The organism is Teichococcus vastitatis, assembly GCF_003604215.1.
In the GTDB taxonomy this organism is placed as follows: domain Bacteria; phylum Pseudomonadota; class Alphaproteobacteria; order Acetobacterales; family Acetobacteraceae; genus Pseudoroseomonas; species Pseudoroseomonas vastitatis.
In genome coordinates this window covers 17,140-31,197 of record NZ_QXGS01000016.1, presented here as the reverse complement: position 1 = coordinate 31,197, position 14,058 = coordinate 17,140, and the positions used below count along the sequence as shown (strand labels likewise).

The window sequence follows — 14,058 nt, the reverse complement described above, 5'->3', positions numbered from 1 at the left end:
CGCCGGGGATGCCTAGACTCGCCGGGAATCGACAAGGTTGGAAAGCAATGCTGGTGCAGCGCGCGGTGCTCGGCTTCGTGGCGGCGGCCATGTCTGTTCTGACCTTCCACCAGGCCATGTGGGGGTTGCTTTACCTGCTGGGGATGATGCCGGTGGCGCCCTACCCGACCGCCGCGGTTCCCCCCCTCGGCATCCCGCAGATCCTGAACCTCGCCTTCTGGGGCGGGCTGTACGGCGTGCTGTTCGGCGCGGCGATGCCGCGGCTGCGCGGCCGGCTCTGGCTGTGGGGCATCGGGCTCGGCCTGCTGGCCACGGTGGTGGGGGTGCTGGTGGTCGGGCCGTTGAAGGGCCGGCCCGTCAACCTGTCCGGCCTGTCGCTGCTGCGCCCGGTGCTGATCAACGGCTTTTGGGGGCTCGGCGTCGGGCTCATCGCCCCGCTGCTGATCCGTCGCCGGACAACGCTCACCCGCGGATGACGCTGCGGTGCCGCCGCATGAAACGCTGGTCGATCCAGTCCTTCAGCAGCAGGGCCGGGCGGCCGCGCCAATGCAGCGCGCCGTAATTCGCCAATCCGGTGCCATCGCCGAGGTTCATGATCCACAGCGCGCCGGGTCGCGGCCGGAAGGCTCGTGGCGCCCCGGTTCCCAACGCCGCCAGCAGGTTGTGCAGCAGGACCGGCGCCTGCCGCACCGCCTGCACCCCGGCGCGGGGCAGCGGGTGGCCGGCGATCGCGACGCAGTCCCCGGCGCCATGCACCCGCGGATCGCCAAGGCTGCGCAGCTGCCGGTCGACCAGCAGGGCGCCCCCGGCATCCAGGGGCAGACCGAAGCCGCGCAGAACAGCGGGAGGCACCAGGCCGCTGGCGTTCACCAGAAGGTCGAATGGCAGCTGCCGGCCTTCCGGAAGGTGCAGCAGGCCGGGCCGCACGGCCCGCACCGGCCCATCCTGCCGCAGCATGATATCCTGATCCTGCAGCGCCCGGATGACGCCGGCCGCGGCCGAAGGCCGCAGGCTCCGCAGCAATTCCCCGGGCGGGCACACCAGCGACACCGAGGCGGCGGCGCCCTGCCGGCGGACCAGGGCCGCCAGATTGGCCGCCAGTTCGCAGCCGGTGACGCCGCCACCGGCCACCACGATCCGCGCCGGTCCGGTGCCGGCACGGAAGCCGCGCTCCAGCGCCTCGCGCAGCGCCCACAGCCCGGCGATCGGCTTGGCGCCGGTGATCATCGGCAGTGCCTCGGGCGCGGTGTCGGGCAAGGGAGCCACGCTGCTGCCCAGCGCCACGGACAGGGCGTCGTAGGCCAGCGGCGCACCAGCGGCCAGCCGCACCAGCCGCGCCGCGCGGTTGAGGCCCGTGGCGCTGTCCCGGACGAAGCGGACACCGCCCTGGGCGGCCAGCGCCGCCACGTCGATCTGGTCGGCTGCCGCGTCGTGCCGGCCGCCGAGCATGCCGGTGGCGAGGCCGGAATACCAGAACGGCCCGGGCGCCACGAGGGTCACGGCGTGGCCGGCCCGGCGGAAGCGTGCGGCATGGCGCAGCAGGTGGAGATGGGCGTGCCCGGCCCCCAGCAGAACCAGGTGGCGGCCCTGCGGGCGGCATGATGCGGCGGGCTGGCTCATGATCCGGGATCTGTGGACGGATGGCAGCCATACGGCCGGCGGCACCACGCCGCCAGGAGAAAGGCCGCGCCTGAGCGTGATCATCCCGCTGGCGCAGGGGGAAACCGAAGCGCCCGGGCTGCTTGGCCAGCTCTGCGCCCTGCCAGCCGCGAGCGAGGTGCTGCTGGTGCAGGCCGGCGGCGAAACGATGGAGTTGCCCAAGGCATGGCCCGCCGCCCTGCCCCTGCGCCTTTTGTCCACGCCGGCGGGGCGGGCACGCCAGATGAACGCCGGCGCGGCGACGGCGCGTGGCGAATGGCTCTGGTTCCTGCATGCCGACACCCGGCTGGACGCGGCCGCCCTGGGCGCCCTGCAGGCCGTGATGAGCGGATCCCAACCGGTGCTGGGATGGTTCAGCCTGGCCTTTGGCCAGGATGGGCCGGCGCTGGCGCGTTGGAATGCGCGCGGCGCGAACTGGCGATCACGCCGGCTCGGGTTGCCCTTCGGCGACCAGGGCTTCGTGCTGCCGGCCCTGTGGTTCCACAGGCTGGGCGGCTTCGACGAGACCGCGCCTTATGGCGAGGACCACCTGCTGGTCTGGGCCGCCCGTGGCGCCGGGCTGCCGCTGCGGGAGATCAACGCGACCCTGACCACCAGCGCCCGCAAATACGCCAGGCATGGCTGGCTCCGCACGACCTGGCTGCATTGGCGGCTGACCGCCCGGCAGGCGCTCGGTGCCTGGTGGCGCCTGAAACGGAAAACCCCGACATGACCGCGGCGATCGCCATCTTCGTCAAGACGCCGGGTCTCTCGCCGCTGAAGACGCGGCTGGCCGCCGGAATGGGGAACGCGGCCGCCAGCCGCTTCCACGTCCTGGCGGCGGCGGCGGTCGCGGCGGCGGCCCGGGGCGCGGACGACGTGGTGCAGGGCTACTGGGCGGTGGCCGAGGAAGCCGGCTGCGACGCCGGGATCTGGCGCGGCTTCCCGGCGCTCTGGCAGGGTGAAGGCGGACTCGGCCAGCGGCTCGACCGGATCTACGCATCCTTGATGAAGCGGCATGACCGGGTCCTGCTGGTGGGCGCCGACATGCCGGCGCTGACGCCCGCCCTGATCCGGCAGGCCGTTGCGCGGCTGGATGATCCGGACTGCCCCTATACGCTGGGTCCCGCAGAGGATGGCGGCTTCTGGCTGTTCGGCGGACGCGCGCCGGTGCCGGCCGAAACCTGGGCTGCGGTGCCCTACTCCACCAGCGGCACCGCCGACGCGCTGCGATACGCCCTGCGGAATCGTGGCGGCCTGTCGCTGTTGCCGACGCGGCGGGACATCGACACGGCCGACGATCTTCCGCCTCTGCGCGATGCCCTGCGCGGCCTCGCGGAACCATCACCGGAACAACAGCGCCTGGCAGCCTGGCTGGAGGAAGTCCGGTTGCCCGGCTAGGCAGCGGAACGCGCGTGCAGCCGGCGCCGCAACAACCGCGGCGCGCCGTCGTTCCCGCATCGCATCCGGATCGCGCATGATCGCGGCATCGCACGTCGGCGTCGTGTTCCAATGCTGACTACAGAGATCGCCTCCACGCACGTTGATCGGGCGCAGCCCGGCGATGGATCGGGCCGGACCAGGCATTCCAACGCATACCGGACTGCCGTGCTTCCACTTCAACGTCGCGTTGAGACGGCCATGGCTGTTCCGCCTCATCCACACGAAACTGAAACAAACAGGCTTGACTGTATTCTTGTCGGCAGCGCACGCTTCGTTGCAACAACCGCGACGGAGCCCATGGTGCGGAGATCCCAGCACGAGCGAAGCGCGGACACCACGGCGCGGCTGCTCGATGCCACCATCGACTTGCTGCACGACCGTGGCTTCTATCGCATGTCAACGCCGGAGATCGCTGAGCACGCCGGCATGTCGCGCGGCGCGCTGACGCATCATTTCGCTTCCAAGGAGGAGATCATCGTCGCGGCGATCGCACGCCAGTTGCGAGGCTGCACTGCGGCTCTGCACCAGATGGCCGGGGAGATCCGGCGATCCGGCGGCTCGGCGGACGAGATCGTCGATCACCTGTGGCGCATGATGACCGACCGGTTGTTCTACGTCACCATGGAGTACCTGCCGGAAGCCCGCCACAATCCCGAGTTCCGTCGCAGCATCCTGGTCGTGGTCAAGGAATTCCACGCCGGGCTCAACGCGGTATGGGCCGAGCTGGCGAAGCAGGCCGGCGTCGACACCGCGCACGCGCTGGTTCTGATGAACGCCACCATGTGCCTGATGCGCGGCATGATCGCGCAGACCACAGTGAAGGACGATCCGGATTACTTCGCCGCGCTGCTCGATTTCTGGAAGCAGCAGCTGCGGCGCGAATTCCGCGCAACCGGGGCTCGTGCCGGCGATGCGGGCGTGGCATGAGAACCGCCGCGGCATCCCTGCCGGGCGCGGAACCGCCGCTGGTGGCGGAGAACATCCGGCTGTCCTTCGGAGGGCTGAAGGCGCTCGATGGCGCGGGCTTCCAGGTCCGCCCCGGCATCGTCACGGGATTGATCGGTCCCAACGGCGCCGGCAAGACAACCATGTTCAACGTGTTGTCCGGATTGCTGCGGCCGGATGCCGGCAGCGTGCGCTTCCTGGGGCGGCGCATCGATGGCGAGCGGCCGCACCGCATCGCCCGGCAAGGGCTGGTGCGCACCTTCCAGATCGCCCGCGGCTTTCCCCGGCTCTCGGTGTTCGAACACCTGATGGTCTACGGCGCGCGCCAGCCCGGCGAGGCGCTGATCGCGACGCTGTTCGGCTCCGCCGCCGCGCGCCGCAGGGAGGCGGAGTTGGCGGAGCGCGCGCTGGCCGTGGCGGCGCGGTTGCGCCTGTCGCCGCTGCTCGACCATCCAGTTACGGCCCTGTCCGGCGGCCAGAAGAAGCTGCTGGAAATCGGCCGCGCCCTGATGACGGAACCGCGCATGATCCTGTTCGACGAGCCGGCGGCGGGCGTCAACCCGACGCTGGCCGAGGAGATCGGCGACCACCTGCTGCGCCTGGCGGAGGACGGCCTCACCGTGCTGATCGTGGAGCACGACATGGCGCTGATCGAGCGCATCTGCCAGCGCGTGGTGGTGATGGCGCAGGGCCGCACGCTGATGGAAGGCGGCTTCGACGAGGCGCGCGCCGATCGTGCCGTGCAGGACGCTTATCTCGGTGGGCGCGCGTGACCGGCGCGGCGCCGCTGCTGCAGGCGGAAGGAATCGTCGGCGGCTATGCCTCGGCCGAGCAGGTGGTGAAGGGTGTCGCCCTGTCGGCCGCTGCGGGGGAGCTGGTGTCGGTGATCGGGCCGAACGGTGCCGGCAAGTCCACCGCGCTGAAGCTGGTGGCCGGGCTGCTGCGGCCTTCCGCCGGCCGGGTGCGGCTCGGCGGCGAGGATGTGGCCGGCCGCTCGCCGCAGGCCATCGCGCGGGCCGGCCTCGGCTTCGTGCCGCAGGAGCGCAACATCTTCGGCGCGCTGAGCGTCGCCGAGAACCTGGAGATGGGCTGCCTGTTCGAGCGCGGCGCCATGCGCGCCCGCGCCGCCGAGGCCTATGCGCGCTTTCCCATGCTGGTCGAGAAGCGCCGCGCCGCGGCCCGCAGCCTGTCGGGCGGGCAGCGCCAGGTGCTGGCCGTGGCCATGGCGCTGATGGCGCGGCCCCGCGCCCTGCTGCTGGACGAGCCCACCGCCGGCCTCAGCCCGCGTGCCGCCAGCGAGCTGTTCGCCCTGGTGCGCGGCATCGCCGATGCCGGCATCGCGGTGCTGATGGTGGAGCAGAACGCCCTCGAATCCCTGGCCGTGTCCGACCGCGCCTATGTGCTGGTGGATGGCCGCAACCACCTCGATGGCCCGGCCGCCGCGGTGGCCGACGACCCGGATATCCGCCGCCTGTTCCTGGGCGGCCGCACCCATCCGGCGCCCGCCGCGGCGCCGGTTCCGTTTCAGCAGCCCGGAGGCTTCCCATGACCGATGTTTCGCGCCGGCATCTCCTTGGCGGCACGGTTCTCGCCGCCGGCGTCCTGGCGCTGCCGGGCCTCGTCCGCGCCCAGCAGGACGGCCCCATCAAGCTCGGCACGCTGACACCGCTGACCGGCTCGGGGGGGTCCTACGGGCCCGGCATGGCCGAGGTGGTGAAAAAGGCGGCCGCCGAGATCAACCAGGCCGGCGGCGTGCTGGGCCGGCCGCTCAGCATCATCTCCGAGGACGACCAGACCAACCCGGAAGCGGGGCTGCGCGCCGCGCGCAAGCTGATCGATATCGACGGGGTCTCGGCCATCATCGGCACCTGGGCCTCCTCGGTCACCACCGCGGTGGCGCCGGTATGCTGGCAAGCCGGAGTGCTGCTGGCAACGGTGTCCGGCGCGGATTCCATCACGCGGCTGCCGCATAACGGCTTCATCATCCGCACCCAGCCCAACACCTCGCTGCAGGGGCGCAAATTCGGCGAATTCGCGCTGGAGGTGGGCGCCAAAACCGTGGCCTTCATGTCGCCGCAGACCCCTTTCACCGACGCCCAGTTCGCCGAGCTGACCAAGGTGGTGACGGCGGCCGGCGGCAAGACCACCTCGCTGATCTACGACGACAAGAAGACCACCTTCCGCACCGAGGTCGACCAGGTGCTGCGCGGCCGGCCCGATGCCATCGTCATGGGCGGCTACACCACCGACACGGCGGTGCTGATCCGCGACCTGTATCGCGCGAATTACCGCGGCAAGCTGCTCGGCTTCGCCTATGCCGTGAACCGCCAGCTGGTGGAAGCGCTGCCGGCCGATGTGAGCGAAGGCATCTACACCCTTTCCCCGTCCGCCGCCGAGGGATCGGGCGGCTATGGCCGGGTCGCGAAGCTGCTGGGCGTTGATGCGCCGGACACCTATGCCTGCCAGGTGTACGACCACCTGAACCTGATCGCATTGGCGATGGCGGCAGGCGGCGGCGCCACCGGGGCCATCGTCAGGGACCATCTGCGCAAGGTGGCGCAGGGCGGCGGCCAGCCGGTCAACAACGCGGCCGAGGGTCTGCGCATGCTCGCCGCCGGCGGCAAGGTGGATTACGACGGCGCTTCCGGCCCGTGCGATTTCACCGAGATCGGCGACATCACCGATGCGCGCTTCCGCTACGAGCAGGTCCAGGGCGGCAAGATCACCCTGCTGAAGATCGCCTGATGCCGGAGGACGTGCTGCAGGGATGGCTGCAGGCGCTGCTCAACGGGGTGGTGTCGGGATCGCTGCTGGCGCTGCCGGCGCTCGGCTTCAGCGCCATCTTCGCGGTGCTGCGGTTCCCGAATTTCGCCGTCGGCGCGCTGGCCACCGCCGGCGCCTATGCCGCCTGGGTGGTGAATGCACGGCTCGGCCTGCCGGTCGGCGCCGGCGTCGCCGCGGCCTTCCTGGTGGCCGCGCTGGTCGGCGTGCTGCTGGAAGCGGCAGCGCTGGAGCGCCTCGGCCGCGGCGGCGCGCTGATGAAGGCGATCGGATCGCTGGCCATGGCCATGGTGCTGGAGAACGCGCTGCGCTTCGCCTTCGGCAACGACCTGCAGGCCTTCGACCTGCCGCTGGCGCGCGACATGCTGCTGGGCCCAGTGCGCATCGGCCCGCAGCAGATCAACAATTTCCTGGTGGCCATCGCGGTGATGGCGGCGTTGTGGGCCTTCCTGGCGCTGACGCCGCTCGGCCGCTCCATGCGCGCGGTGGCGGACAACCCCGACCTGGCGCGGCTGAAGGGCGTCAACCCGCGCCGCATCGCGCTGATCACCGTGGCGGCGGGGGCCGGGCTGTGCGGCGTCGGCGGCACGCTGATCGGGCTGGACACCGCGATCGACCCGCTGCTCGGCGGCCGGGTGCTGCTGTCGGTGTTCGCCGCCGCCGTGCTGGGCGGCCTCGGCAGCATCCCCGGCGCGGTGGCCGGCGCCTTCGTGATCGGCATCGCCGAGGAGTTCACGGTGCTGGCCCTGTCCCCGTCCTACCGCATGGCGGTGGGCTTCGTGGTGATCCTGGCCGTGCTGACGGTGCGGCCGGCGGGGCTGCTCGGCAGCCGGGCGGCGTGAGCGCATGCTGACCTATCTTCTCTTTGCCCTGGTGGTGGGCTCGGTCTACGCGCTGCTGGCGCAGAGCCTGATGCTGTCCTGGGGCCTGGCCGGGCTGGTCAATCTGGGACTGGCTGGCTTCTTCGCGGTGGGCGCCTACGCCTCGGCGATGCTGGTGGCCTGGGGGCACGCGCCGGTGCTGCTGGGGCCGCTGGCGGCGATGGCCGCGGCGGGGGTCGCGGGGCTGGTGGTGTGCTTCTCCACGCTGCGGCTGCGCGACGATTACCTGGCCATCGTGACGCTGGGCTTCGCCGAGGTGGTGCGGCTGGTCGCCTCCAACGAGGTCTGGCTCACCGGCGGCACCGACGGCATCTCGGGCATCCCGGGCTTCCTGCGGCGCGAAAGCGGCATGGCCTTCCATCTGGGCACGCTGGCGCTGGCGCTGCTGGCGGTGGCGGCGGTCTACCTGCTGCAGCGGCGGCTGCTGCGCTCGCCCTGGGGCCGCGCCCTGCGCTCCGTGCGGGAGGACGAGACGGTGGCCGCGGTCGCCGGCAAGAACGTGGTGCGCTTCAAGGCCCAGGCCTTCGCCCTGGCCGCCGCCATCGCCGGCCTCGCCGGGGCGCTGTATGGCCACTACACCAGCTACGTCGCCCCGGACCAGTTCCAGCCTTTGATCACCATCTACATCTTCCTGGCCGTCACCGCGGGCGGCAATGCGCGCCCGGCCGGCGCGGTGGTCGGCGCCTACCTGCTGGTCGGCTTTCTGGAAGCCACCCGCTTCGCCGCCGAATGGCTGCCCGAGCTGTCGGCCCTGCAGCGCGCTTCCCTGCGCGAGATGCTGGTGGGCCTCGGCCTCGTGGTGGTGCTCAGCCTGCGGCCCGATGGCCTGCTTCCCGAACGTTCCCAGAAGGCACCCAGCCGATGAGCGATCCCCTGCTTCCCGCCCTGCTCTCCGTCACCGACGCCATCGCCCGCGACGCCTCGCCCGAGGCCGCCTTCCGCGCGGTGGAGCAGGCCACCGCCGCCCTGATCGGCCACCGCCTGTTCACCGTGCTGGTGCGCTGCGCCGGCGGGGAGGAGGTGGAGCGGGTGTATTCCTCCGATCCCGTGGCCTATCCGGTGCAGGGCCGCAAGCGCATGGGGCCGACGCCCTGGGACGCGCTGGTGCTGGACCGGAAGCAGACCTTCCTGGGCCGTGACGTGGCGGCGATCCGCTGGGCGTTTCCCGACCATGCGCTGATCGAGAGCCTCGGCCTCGGCGCGGTGATCAACGTCACGGCGCAGCTCGGTGGCGAGGTGCTCGGCACGCTGAACCTCCTGGACCGCGAGGGCGCCTACACCAGCGAAGCCCAGGTAGAACTGGCCCGCGCCTTCACGCCCTTCCTCATCCCCGCGCTGCTGCACAAGCGCGCCTGATCCCGTCGCGGAGCGCATCATGACCGCCATCCTGTTCCGGAACGCCAGCATCCTCGACGGCCGCGCCGAGGCGGCGCTGCCCGATCACCACCTGCTGGTCGAGAACGGCACCATCCGCGAAGTGTCGGACCGCCCGATCAGCGCCGCCGGCGCGGAGGTGGTGGATCTTGGCGGCCGCACCCTGATGCCCGGGCTGATAGACTGCCATGTGCACGTGATCGCCACCATGGCCGACCTCGGCGCCAATGCGGAGTTGCCGAACACGCTGGTGGCGCTGCGCGCGGCGAAGATCATGCGGGAGATGCTGCTGCGCGGCTTCACCACCGTGCGCGACCTCGGCGGCGCCGACCACGGGCTGGTAATGGCGATCGAGGAAGGGCTGATCGAGGCGCCGCGGCTGGTGATCTGCGGCAAGGCCCTGTCGCAGACCGGCGGGCACACCGATTACCGCGGCCGCTACCACCACCGCGACGTGGAGCATTACGGCGACAAGGCCGGCGCCATGGGCCGCGTGGTGGATGGCGTGGACAATGTGCGCCGCGTGGCGCGCGAGGAGATCAAGGGCGGCGCGCAATTCATCAAGATCATGGCGAATGGCGGCGTCTCCTCGCCTACGGACCCGATCGCCTTTCTCGGCTTCTCCGATGACGAGGTTCGCGCGGCGGTGGAAGAAGCGCGCAACGCGCAGACCTATGTCGCCGCCCATCTCTACACGGACGAGGCCATCCGCCGCGCCGTGGAATGTGGCGTGATCTCGGTCGAGCACGGCAACCTCATCACGCCGGAAACGGCGCGGCTGGTGCGCGAGAAGGGCGCCTATGTGGTGCCCACCAACGTCACCTTCGACTACCTCGCCAAGGAAGGCGCCGCTCTCGGCCTGCCGCCGGCCTCCATCGCCAAGATCGAGGATGTGCGCGAACAGGGCCTGGCGGCGCTGCGCATCCTGCACGAGGCCGGGGTGATGATGGCCTATGGCTCCGATCTGCTGGGCGAGATGCACCGCCACCAATCCGACGAGTTCATCCTGCGCGGCCAGGTCCTGCCGGCCATCGAGGTCATCCGCTCCGCCACGGTCAACGCCGCGCGCGTGCTGGGCGCGGAAGGCCGCCTCGGCGTCGTGGCCCCCGGCGCCCATGCCGACCTGATCGTGGTGCAGGGCGATCCGCTCGCCGACCTGTCGCTGCTGACCGGCCAGGGCCGCCACATGCCGGCCATCATGAAGGCTGGGCGCTTCATCAAGAACACGCTGGCGGCCTGAGCCGCAACACCTGCAGGAAGGACCCTCCGCATGCGACTGAGCGACTTCAAGGTGCTCACCTTCGATTGCTACGGCACGCTGATCGACTGGGAAAGCGGCATGGTGGCGGGGCTGCACCCCCTCACCTCCCGCGTCGGCCGGCCCTTGTCGCGCAACGAGATCCTGCAGGCGCATGCGCGTCATGAATCCGGCCAGCAGGCGCAAACGCCGGGCAAGCCGTACCGCGACCTGCTGGCCGTGGTGTACAAGCGGCTGGCCGAGGAATGGGGCGTGCCGGTGAGCCACGAGGAATGCGTCGCCTATGGCCGCTCGGTGCGCGCCTGGCCGGCCTTTCCGGATACGGTGGAGGCGCTGCGCTATCTGAAGCGCTTCTACAGGCTCGTGATCCTGTCCAATGTCGACAATGAAAGCTTCGCCTTCAGCAACGCCCGGCTCGGCGTCGATTTCGATGCCGTGATCACCGCCGAAGATGCCGGCTCCTACAAGCCGAGCCTGACGAATTTCCACTACATGCTCGACCGGCTCGGCGGCATGGGCATCGGCAAGGCCGACATCCTGCACACCGCCGAGAGCCTGTTCCACGACCACAAGCCGGCCAACGAGATGGGCCTCGCCTCCTGCTGGATCTATCGCCGCCACGCCGATCAGGGCTTCGGCGCCACCATGGATCCCGGCGGCCAGCCGCGCTACGATTTCCGCTTCACCAGCATGGGCGAGATGGCCAAGGCCCATGCGGAGCAACCCGGCGGCTGAGCTGCGCCCGCGCGTCCGGCCAGGTCGGCCGACGCGCATCACCCTGCAAGGAGGCCGCCGCGTGGCCCTGCCCTCTCCGAGCCGCCTGGTGTTCGGCGGCCTTGTCGCCACAGCCTTCACCCTGATGCTGGCGCCCGTGGTCACGGTGATGGTGATCAGCGTGTTCCGGCAGGAGATCGTGTCGTTTCCGCCGTCGGGCTTCACCCTGCGCTGGTACCTCAACGCATGGGACCGGCAGGAATTCGCCCGCGGCTTCATCTCCAGCCTGCAGGTCGCGAGCCTGGCCACGCTGATCGGCGTGCCGCTCGGCACCGCGGCGGCCCTGGCGCTGGTGCGCAGCGGGATGCGCGGCGGCGCCGCGATCAGCACGCTGCTGCTGGGGCCGCTGGCGGTGCCGGGGGTGGTGGCCGGCACGGCGCTGTACATGTTCTACCTGCGCGCGGAGTTCTGGCTGGACCGCGACATCACCTCGACGCTGCAAGGGCTGGTGGCGGCGCATGTGCTGCTGACCATTCCCTGGACGGTGCGGCTGGTCACCGCCAGCCTGCAGGGCATGGACCGCGCGGCCGAGGAAGCCGCCGCCAATCTCGGCGCGCGCCCCTTCACCGTGTTCCGCCGCGTCACCCTGCCGGCGATGCGGCCCGGCATCATCGCCGCCTGCCTGTTCTCCTTTATCCAGAGCTTCGAGAATCTGGAACTCAGCCTGCTACTGGTCGGGCCCGGGCGCACCACCCTGCCGGTGGCGATGCTGAACTACCTGGAATTCCGCGTCGATCCGACGCTGGCCGCCGTGGCCACGGTGCAGATCCTGCTGGTGGCGGTGCTGCTGCTGGTCACCGACCGCTTCGTGTCCATCGCGAGGACCGTATGATCCCGCGCCGCCGCAAAGGAGAACCTTGATGGGCAGCCTCGTGCTCGACGCCCTGGGCAAGCGCTACGGCAGCTCCGTGGCGGTGGAGCGCGTCGACCTCGATGTGCGGCAGGGCGAGATGGTGGCGCTGCTCGGGCCCTCGGGCTGCGGCAAGACCACCACCCTGCGCATGGTGGCCGGCTTCGTGGAGCCCACGGCCGGGCGCGTGCTGATCGGCGGTGGCGACGTCACCCGTGCGCCGCCGCATGCGCGCGACACCGGCATGGTGTTCCAGTCCTACGCGCTGTTTCCGCACATGAGCGTCGGCGCCAACGTCGCCTTCGGGCTGGAGATGCGCCGGATCGGGCGCGCCGAGCGCGAGCAGCGGGTGCGGGAGGTTCTGCGGCTGGTCCGCCTCGAAGGACTGGAGGACCGCCTGCCGCGCCAGCTCTCCGGCGGGCAGCAGCAGCGCGTGGCGCTGGCCCGCGCCCTGGTGGTGAACCCGGCGGTGTTTCTGCTGGACGAGCCGTTGTCCAATCTCGACGCCAAGCTGCGCGGCGAGGTGCGCATGGAGATCCGCGCACTGCAGCAGCGCCTCGGCCTGACCACCCTGATCGTCACCCATGACCAGGAGGAGGCGCTGACCATGGCCGACCGGCTGGTGGTGATGGAGCGCGGCCGCGTGCGCCAGGTCGGCAGCGCCGAGGACCTGTATGAACGCCCGGCCGATCCCTTCGTGGCCGGCTTTGTCGGCCGCTGCAACCTGCTGGACGGGCGGCTGGAAACGCCGGGCCGCTTCCGCACGGCCTCCGGCGCCCTGCTGCCCTGCGGCGCGCCGGAGGGCGCGGGCGGCGACGCCGTGCTGGCGCTGCGGCCCGAGCATGTCCGGGTGGCACCCGCGGCAGATGGGCCCGGACGGCTCGTGGCGGTGACCTATCTTGGGCCGCAGACCGAATACCATCTGGATCTGGCCGGCACGCGGCTGCTGGCCGTGCAACCGACGCCGGGGGCGGCCGACCCGATGCGGCGGCTTTCCCCTGGCGACGCCGTTTCGATTTCATGGGACGCTGCCGCCGCCCGGCTGCTGCCGGCGGCACAACCCGACAAGGAGCCTGACGCATGATCATCTCCCGACGCGCGACCCTGGCCGGCGCCGCCTTCGCGGCTGCGGCCGGACTGCCCGGCATCGCCCGCGCCCAGGCGAAGCAGGTGGTGGTAGGAACCTGGGGCGGCGACTACGGCGAATTGCTGCGGCAGAACATCGATGCCCCGCTGATGGCGCCGCAGGGCATCGAGGTGCTGCAGGACGTCGCCAACGCCGATCCGCGCAAGACCAAGATGCTGGCGGAGCGGCAGGCGCGGCGCGGCACCTTCGACGTGTCCTGCCTGTCCGACACCGACATGCACATGATGGCGCAGCAGAACACGCTGGAAACCCTCGACATGGGGCGGCTCAGCCGGGCCGGCAGCATCGTGCCGGGGCTGCGCAAGCCCTATGCCGTGCCGCACATCTATTCGGCGCTGGTGCTGCTGTACAACCCGGACAAGGTGCCGGTGCCGCCGACCTCCTTCGCCGACATGTGGGACCCGAAATACCGCGGCCGGGTCGGCTTCTCCGATATCCTGTACTCCACCAACACCTTCGCCGCGGCGATGGCGGGTGGTGGCGGCTTCGGCGACTACAAGCCGGCCGAGGCGAAGCTGATGGAGCTGCGCTCGCTCGACGCCAAGGTGTACCCGTCCAACGAGGCGCTGGCCGCCGCGCTGAAGGGCGAGGAGGTGTGGATCACCCCGATGTGGCTGGCGCGCGGCTACATGTGGCAGAAGGCCGGCATTCCGTTGCGCCACGTGGTGCCGAGCGAAGGCGCCTATGCCATCGTGTTCGAGGCGGCGATCCCGCGCAACAGCCGCAACAAGGACAATGGCTACGCCTATCTGGACGCGATGCTGAAGCCGGAAGCGCAGACCGCCTTCGCCGATCGCATGGGCTACCTGCCGACCGTCACCGACGCTTCCCTGCCGCCGGAAATCGCCCGGCAGATCAGCCTCAGCGAGGCCGAGCAGGCGCGGCTGCGGTCGCCTGACTACGACTACCTGCTGCGCGCCCATACCGATATCCTCGATTTCTGGAACAAGCAGTTCAAGGGCTGACC

Annotated in this window: 16 protein-coding genes; 15 read left to right on the top strand and 1 reads right to left on the bottom strand. The window is 70.9% G+C overall.

Going from position 1 to position 14,058, the window contains the following annotated elements; genetic code table 11:
• The first annotated feature begins 47 nt into the window (after nt 1-47).
• Nucleotides 48-476, top strand: coding sequence for a hypothetical protein (locus D2K64_RS16170; RefSeq protein ID WP_120009417.1), 429 nt, complete (start codon nt 48-50; stop codon nt 474-476).
• On the opposite strand, the gene D2K64_RS16165 is transcribed toward D2K64_RS16170, so the two are convergent.
• Nucleotides 463-1,620 carry an NAD(P)/FAD-dependent oxidoreductase gene (locus D2K64_RS16165; RefSeq protein ID WP_157985890.1) on the bottom strand — a complete coding sequence of 386 codons (1,158 nt, stop codon included), beginning with the start codon at nt 1,618-1,620 and terminating at the stop codon, nt 463-465. The genes D2K64_RS16170 and D2K64_RS16165 overlap by 14 nt on opposite strands.
• Between D2K64_RS16165 and D2K64_RS16160 the strand changes: the two genes are divergently transcribed.
• The 14 genes from D2K64_RS16160 to D2K64_RS16095 all read left to right on the top strand — a co-directional run bounded on the left by D2K64_RS16160 (nt 1,619) and on the right by D2K64_RS16095 (nt 14,056).
• Complete coding sequence (locus D2K64_RS16160) at nt 1,619-2,371, top strand: TIGR04283 family arsenosugar biosynthesis glycosyltransferase (RefSeq protein ID WP_120009447.1); 753 nt, start codon at nt 1,619-1,621, stop codon at nt 2,369-2,371. The genes D2K64_RS16165 and D2K64_RS16160 overlap by 2 nt on opposite strands.
• A complete protein-coding gene (locus D2K64_RS16155; protein WP_120009415.1) occupies nt 2,368-3,039 on the top strand; it encodes a TIGR04282 family arsenosugar biosynthesis glycosyltransferase in 672 nt (223 codons plus the stop codon). Before D2K64_RS16160 ends, D2K64_RS16155 begins: the two co-directional genes overlap by 4 nt.
• 339 nt (nt 3,040-3,378) lie before the next feature.
• On the top strand, nt 3,379-4,008 hold the full coding sequence (locus D2K64_RS16150; protein ID WP_120009414.1) for a TetR/AcrR family transcriptional regulator: 630 nt from the start codon (nt 3,379-3,381) through the stop codon (nt 4,006-4,008).
• Nucleotides 4,005-4,799, top strand: a complete 795-nt coding sequence (locus tag D2K64_RS16145) for an ABC transporter ATP-binding protein (RefSeq protein WP_120009413.1) — start codon at nt 4,005-4,007, stop codon at nt 4,797-4,799. Before D2K64_RS16150 ends, D2K64_RS16145 begins: the two co-directional genes overlap by 4 nt.
• Nucleotides 4,796-5,575, top strand: coding sequence for an ABC transporter ATP-binding protein (locus tag D2K64_RS16140; protein WP_202910704.1), 780 nt, complete (start codon nt 4,796-4,798; stop codon nt 5,573-5,575). Before D2K64_RS16145 ends, D2K64_RS16140 begins: the two co-directional genes overlap by 4 nt.
• Nucleotides 5,572-6,771 (top strand): ABC transporter substrate-binding protein, encoded by a 1,200-nt coding sequence (locus D2K64_RS16135; RefSeq protein WP_120009412.1) that lies wholly within the window; start codon nt 5,572-5,574, stop codon nt 6,769-6,771. The genes D2K64_RS16140 and D2K64_RS16135 overlap by 4 nt, the downstream gene beginning before the upstream one ends.
• Nucleotides 6,771-7,649, top strand: coding sequence for a branched-chain amino acid ABC transporter permease (locus tag D2K64_RS16130; protein ID WP_120009411.1), 879 nt, complete (start codon nt 6,771-6,773; stop codon nt 7,647-7,649). Before D2K64_RS16135 ends, D2K64_RS16130 begins: the two co-directional genes overlap by 1 nt.
• 4 nt (nt 7,650-7,653) lie before the next feature.
• Nucleotides 7,654-8,553 carry a branched-chain amino acid ABC transporter permease gene (locus tag D2K64_RS16125; RefSeq protein ID WP_120009410.1) on the top strand — a complete coding sequence of 300 codons (900 nt, stop codon included), beginning with the start codon at nt 7,654-7,656 and terminating at the stop codon, nt 8,551-8,553.
• Complete coding sequence (locus D2K64_RS16120) at nt 8,550-9,044, top strand: GAF domain-containing protein (protein ID WP_202910703.1); 495 nt, start codon at nt 8,550-8,552, stop codon at nt 9,042-9,044. Before D2K64_RS16125 ends, D2K64_RS16120 begins: the two co-directional genes overlap by 4 nt.
• A gap of 19 nt (nt 9,045-9,063) precedes the next feature.
• Complete coding sequence (locus D2K64_RS16115) at nt 9,064-10,302, top strand: metal-dependent hydrolase family protein (RefSeq protein ID WP_120009409.1); 1,239 nt, start codon at nt 9,064-9,066, stop codon at nt 10,300-10,302.
• Between the two features lie 30 nt (nt 10,303-10,332).
• Nucleotides 10,333-11,055, top strand: a complete 723-nt coding sequence (locus D2K64_RS16110) for a haloacid dehalogenase type II (protein WP_120009408.1) — start codon at nt 10,333-10,335, stop codon at nt 11,053-11,055.
• A gap of 61 nt (nt 11,056-11,116) precedes the next feature.
• Nucleotides 11,117-11,926, top strand: coding sequence for an ABC transporter permease (locus D2K64_RS16105; protein ID WP_202910702.1), 810 nt, complete (start codon nt 11,117-11,119; stop codon nt 11,924-11,926).
• A gap of 28 nt (nt 11,927-11,954) precedes the next feature.
• Nucleotides 11,955-13,028 (top strand): ABC transporter ATP-binding protein, encoded by a 1,074-nt coding sequence (locus D2K64_RS16100; RefSeq protein ID WP_120009406.1) that lies wholly within the window; start codon nt 11,955-11,957, stop codon nt 13,026-13,028.
• The gene (locus tag D2K64_RS16095) at nt 13,025-14,056 is read left to right on the top strand and encodes an ABC transporter substrate-binding protein (RefSeq protein WP_202910701.1); all 1,032 of its coding nucleotides are present in this window, start codon (nt 13,025-13,027) and stop codon (nt 14,054-14,056) included. Before D2K64_RS16100 ends, D2K64_RS16095 begins: the two co-directional genes overlap by 4 nt.
• Nucleotides 14,057-14,058: the final 2 nt, after the last annotated feature.

Bases quoted from the DNA above. Each gene is read 5' to 3' on its own strand.
- D2K64_RS16170 (WP_120009417.1), top strand. From the start codon at position 48: ATGCTGGTGCAGCGCGCGGTGCTCGGCTTCGTGGCGGCGGCCATGTCT.
- D2K64_RS16160 (WP_120009447.1), top strand. From the start codon at position 1,619: ATGATCCGGGATCTGTGGACGGATGGCAGCCATACGGCCGGCGGCACC.
- D2K64_RS16165 (WP_157985890.1), bottom strand. From the start codon at position 1,620: ATGAGCCAGCCCGCCGCATCATGCCGCCCGCAGGGCCGCCACCTGGTT.
- D2K64_RS16155 (WP_120009415.1), top strand. From the start codon at position 2,368: ATGACCGCGGCGATCGCCATCTTCGTCAAGACGCCGGGTCTCTCGCCG.
- D2K64_RS16150 (WP_120009414.1), top strand. From the start codon at position 3,379: ATGGTGCGGAGATCCCAGCACGAGCGAAGCGCGGACACCACGGCGCGG.
- D2K64_RS16145 (WP_120009413.1), top strand. From the start codon at position 4,005: ATGAGAACCGCCGCGGCATCCCTGCCGGGCGCGGAACCGCCGCTGGTG.
- D2K64_RS16135 (WP_120009412.1), top strand. From the start codon at position 5,572: ATGACCGATGTTTCGCGCCGGCATCTCCTTGGCGGCACGGTTCTCGCC.
- D2K64_RS16130 (WP_120009411.1), top strand. From the start codon at position 6,771: ATGCCGGAGGACGTGCTGCAGGGATGGCTGCAGGCGCTGCTCAACGGG.
- D2K64_RS16125 (WP_120009410.1), top strand. From the start codon at position 7,654: ATGCTGACCTATCTTCTCTTTGCCCTGGTGGTGGGCTCGGTCTACGCG.
- D2K64_RS16120 (WP_202910703.1), top strand. From the start codon at position 8,550: ATGAGCGATCCCCTGCTTCCCGCCCTGCTCTCCGTCACCGACGCCATC.
- D2K64_RS16115 (WP_120009409.1), top strand. From the start codon at position 9,064: ATGACCGCCATCCTGTTCCGGAACGCCAGCATCCTCGACGGCCGCGCC.
- D2K64_RS16110 (WP_120009408.1), top strand. From the start codon at position 10,333: ATGCGACTGAGCGACTTCAAGGTGCTCACCTTCGATTGCTACGGCACG.
- D2K64_RS16100 (WP_120009406.1), top strand. From the start codon at position 11,955: ATGGGCAGCCTCGTGCTCGACGCCCTGGGCAAGCGCTACGGCAGCTCC.
- D2K64_RS16095 (WP_202910701.1), top strand. From the start codon at position 13,025: ATGATCATCTCCCGACGCGCGACCCTGGCCGGCGCCGCCTTCGCGGCT.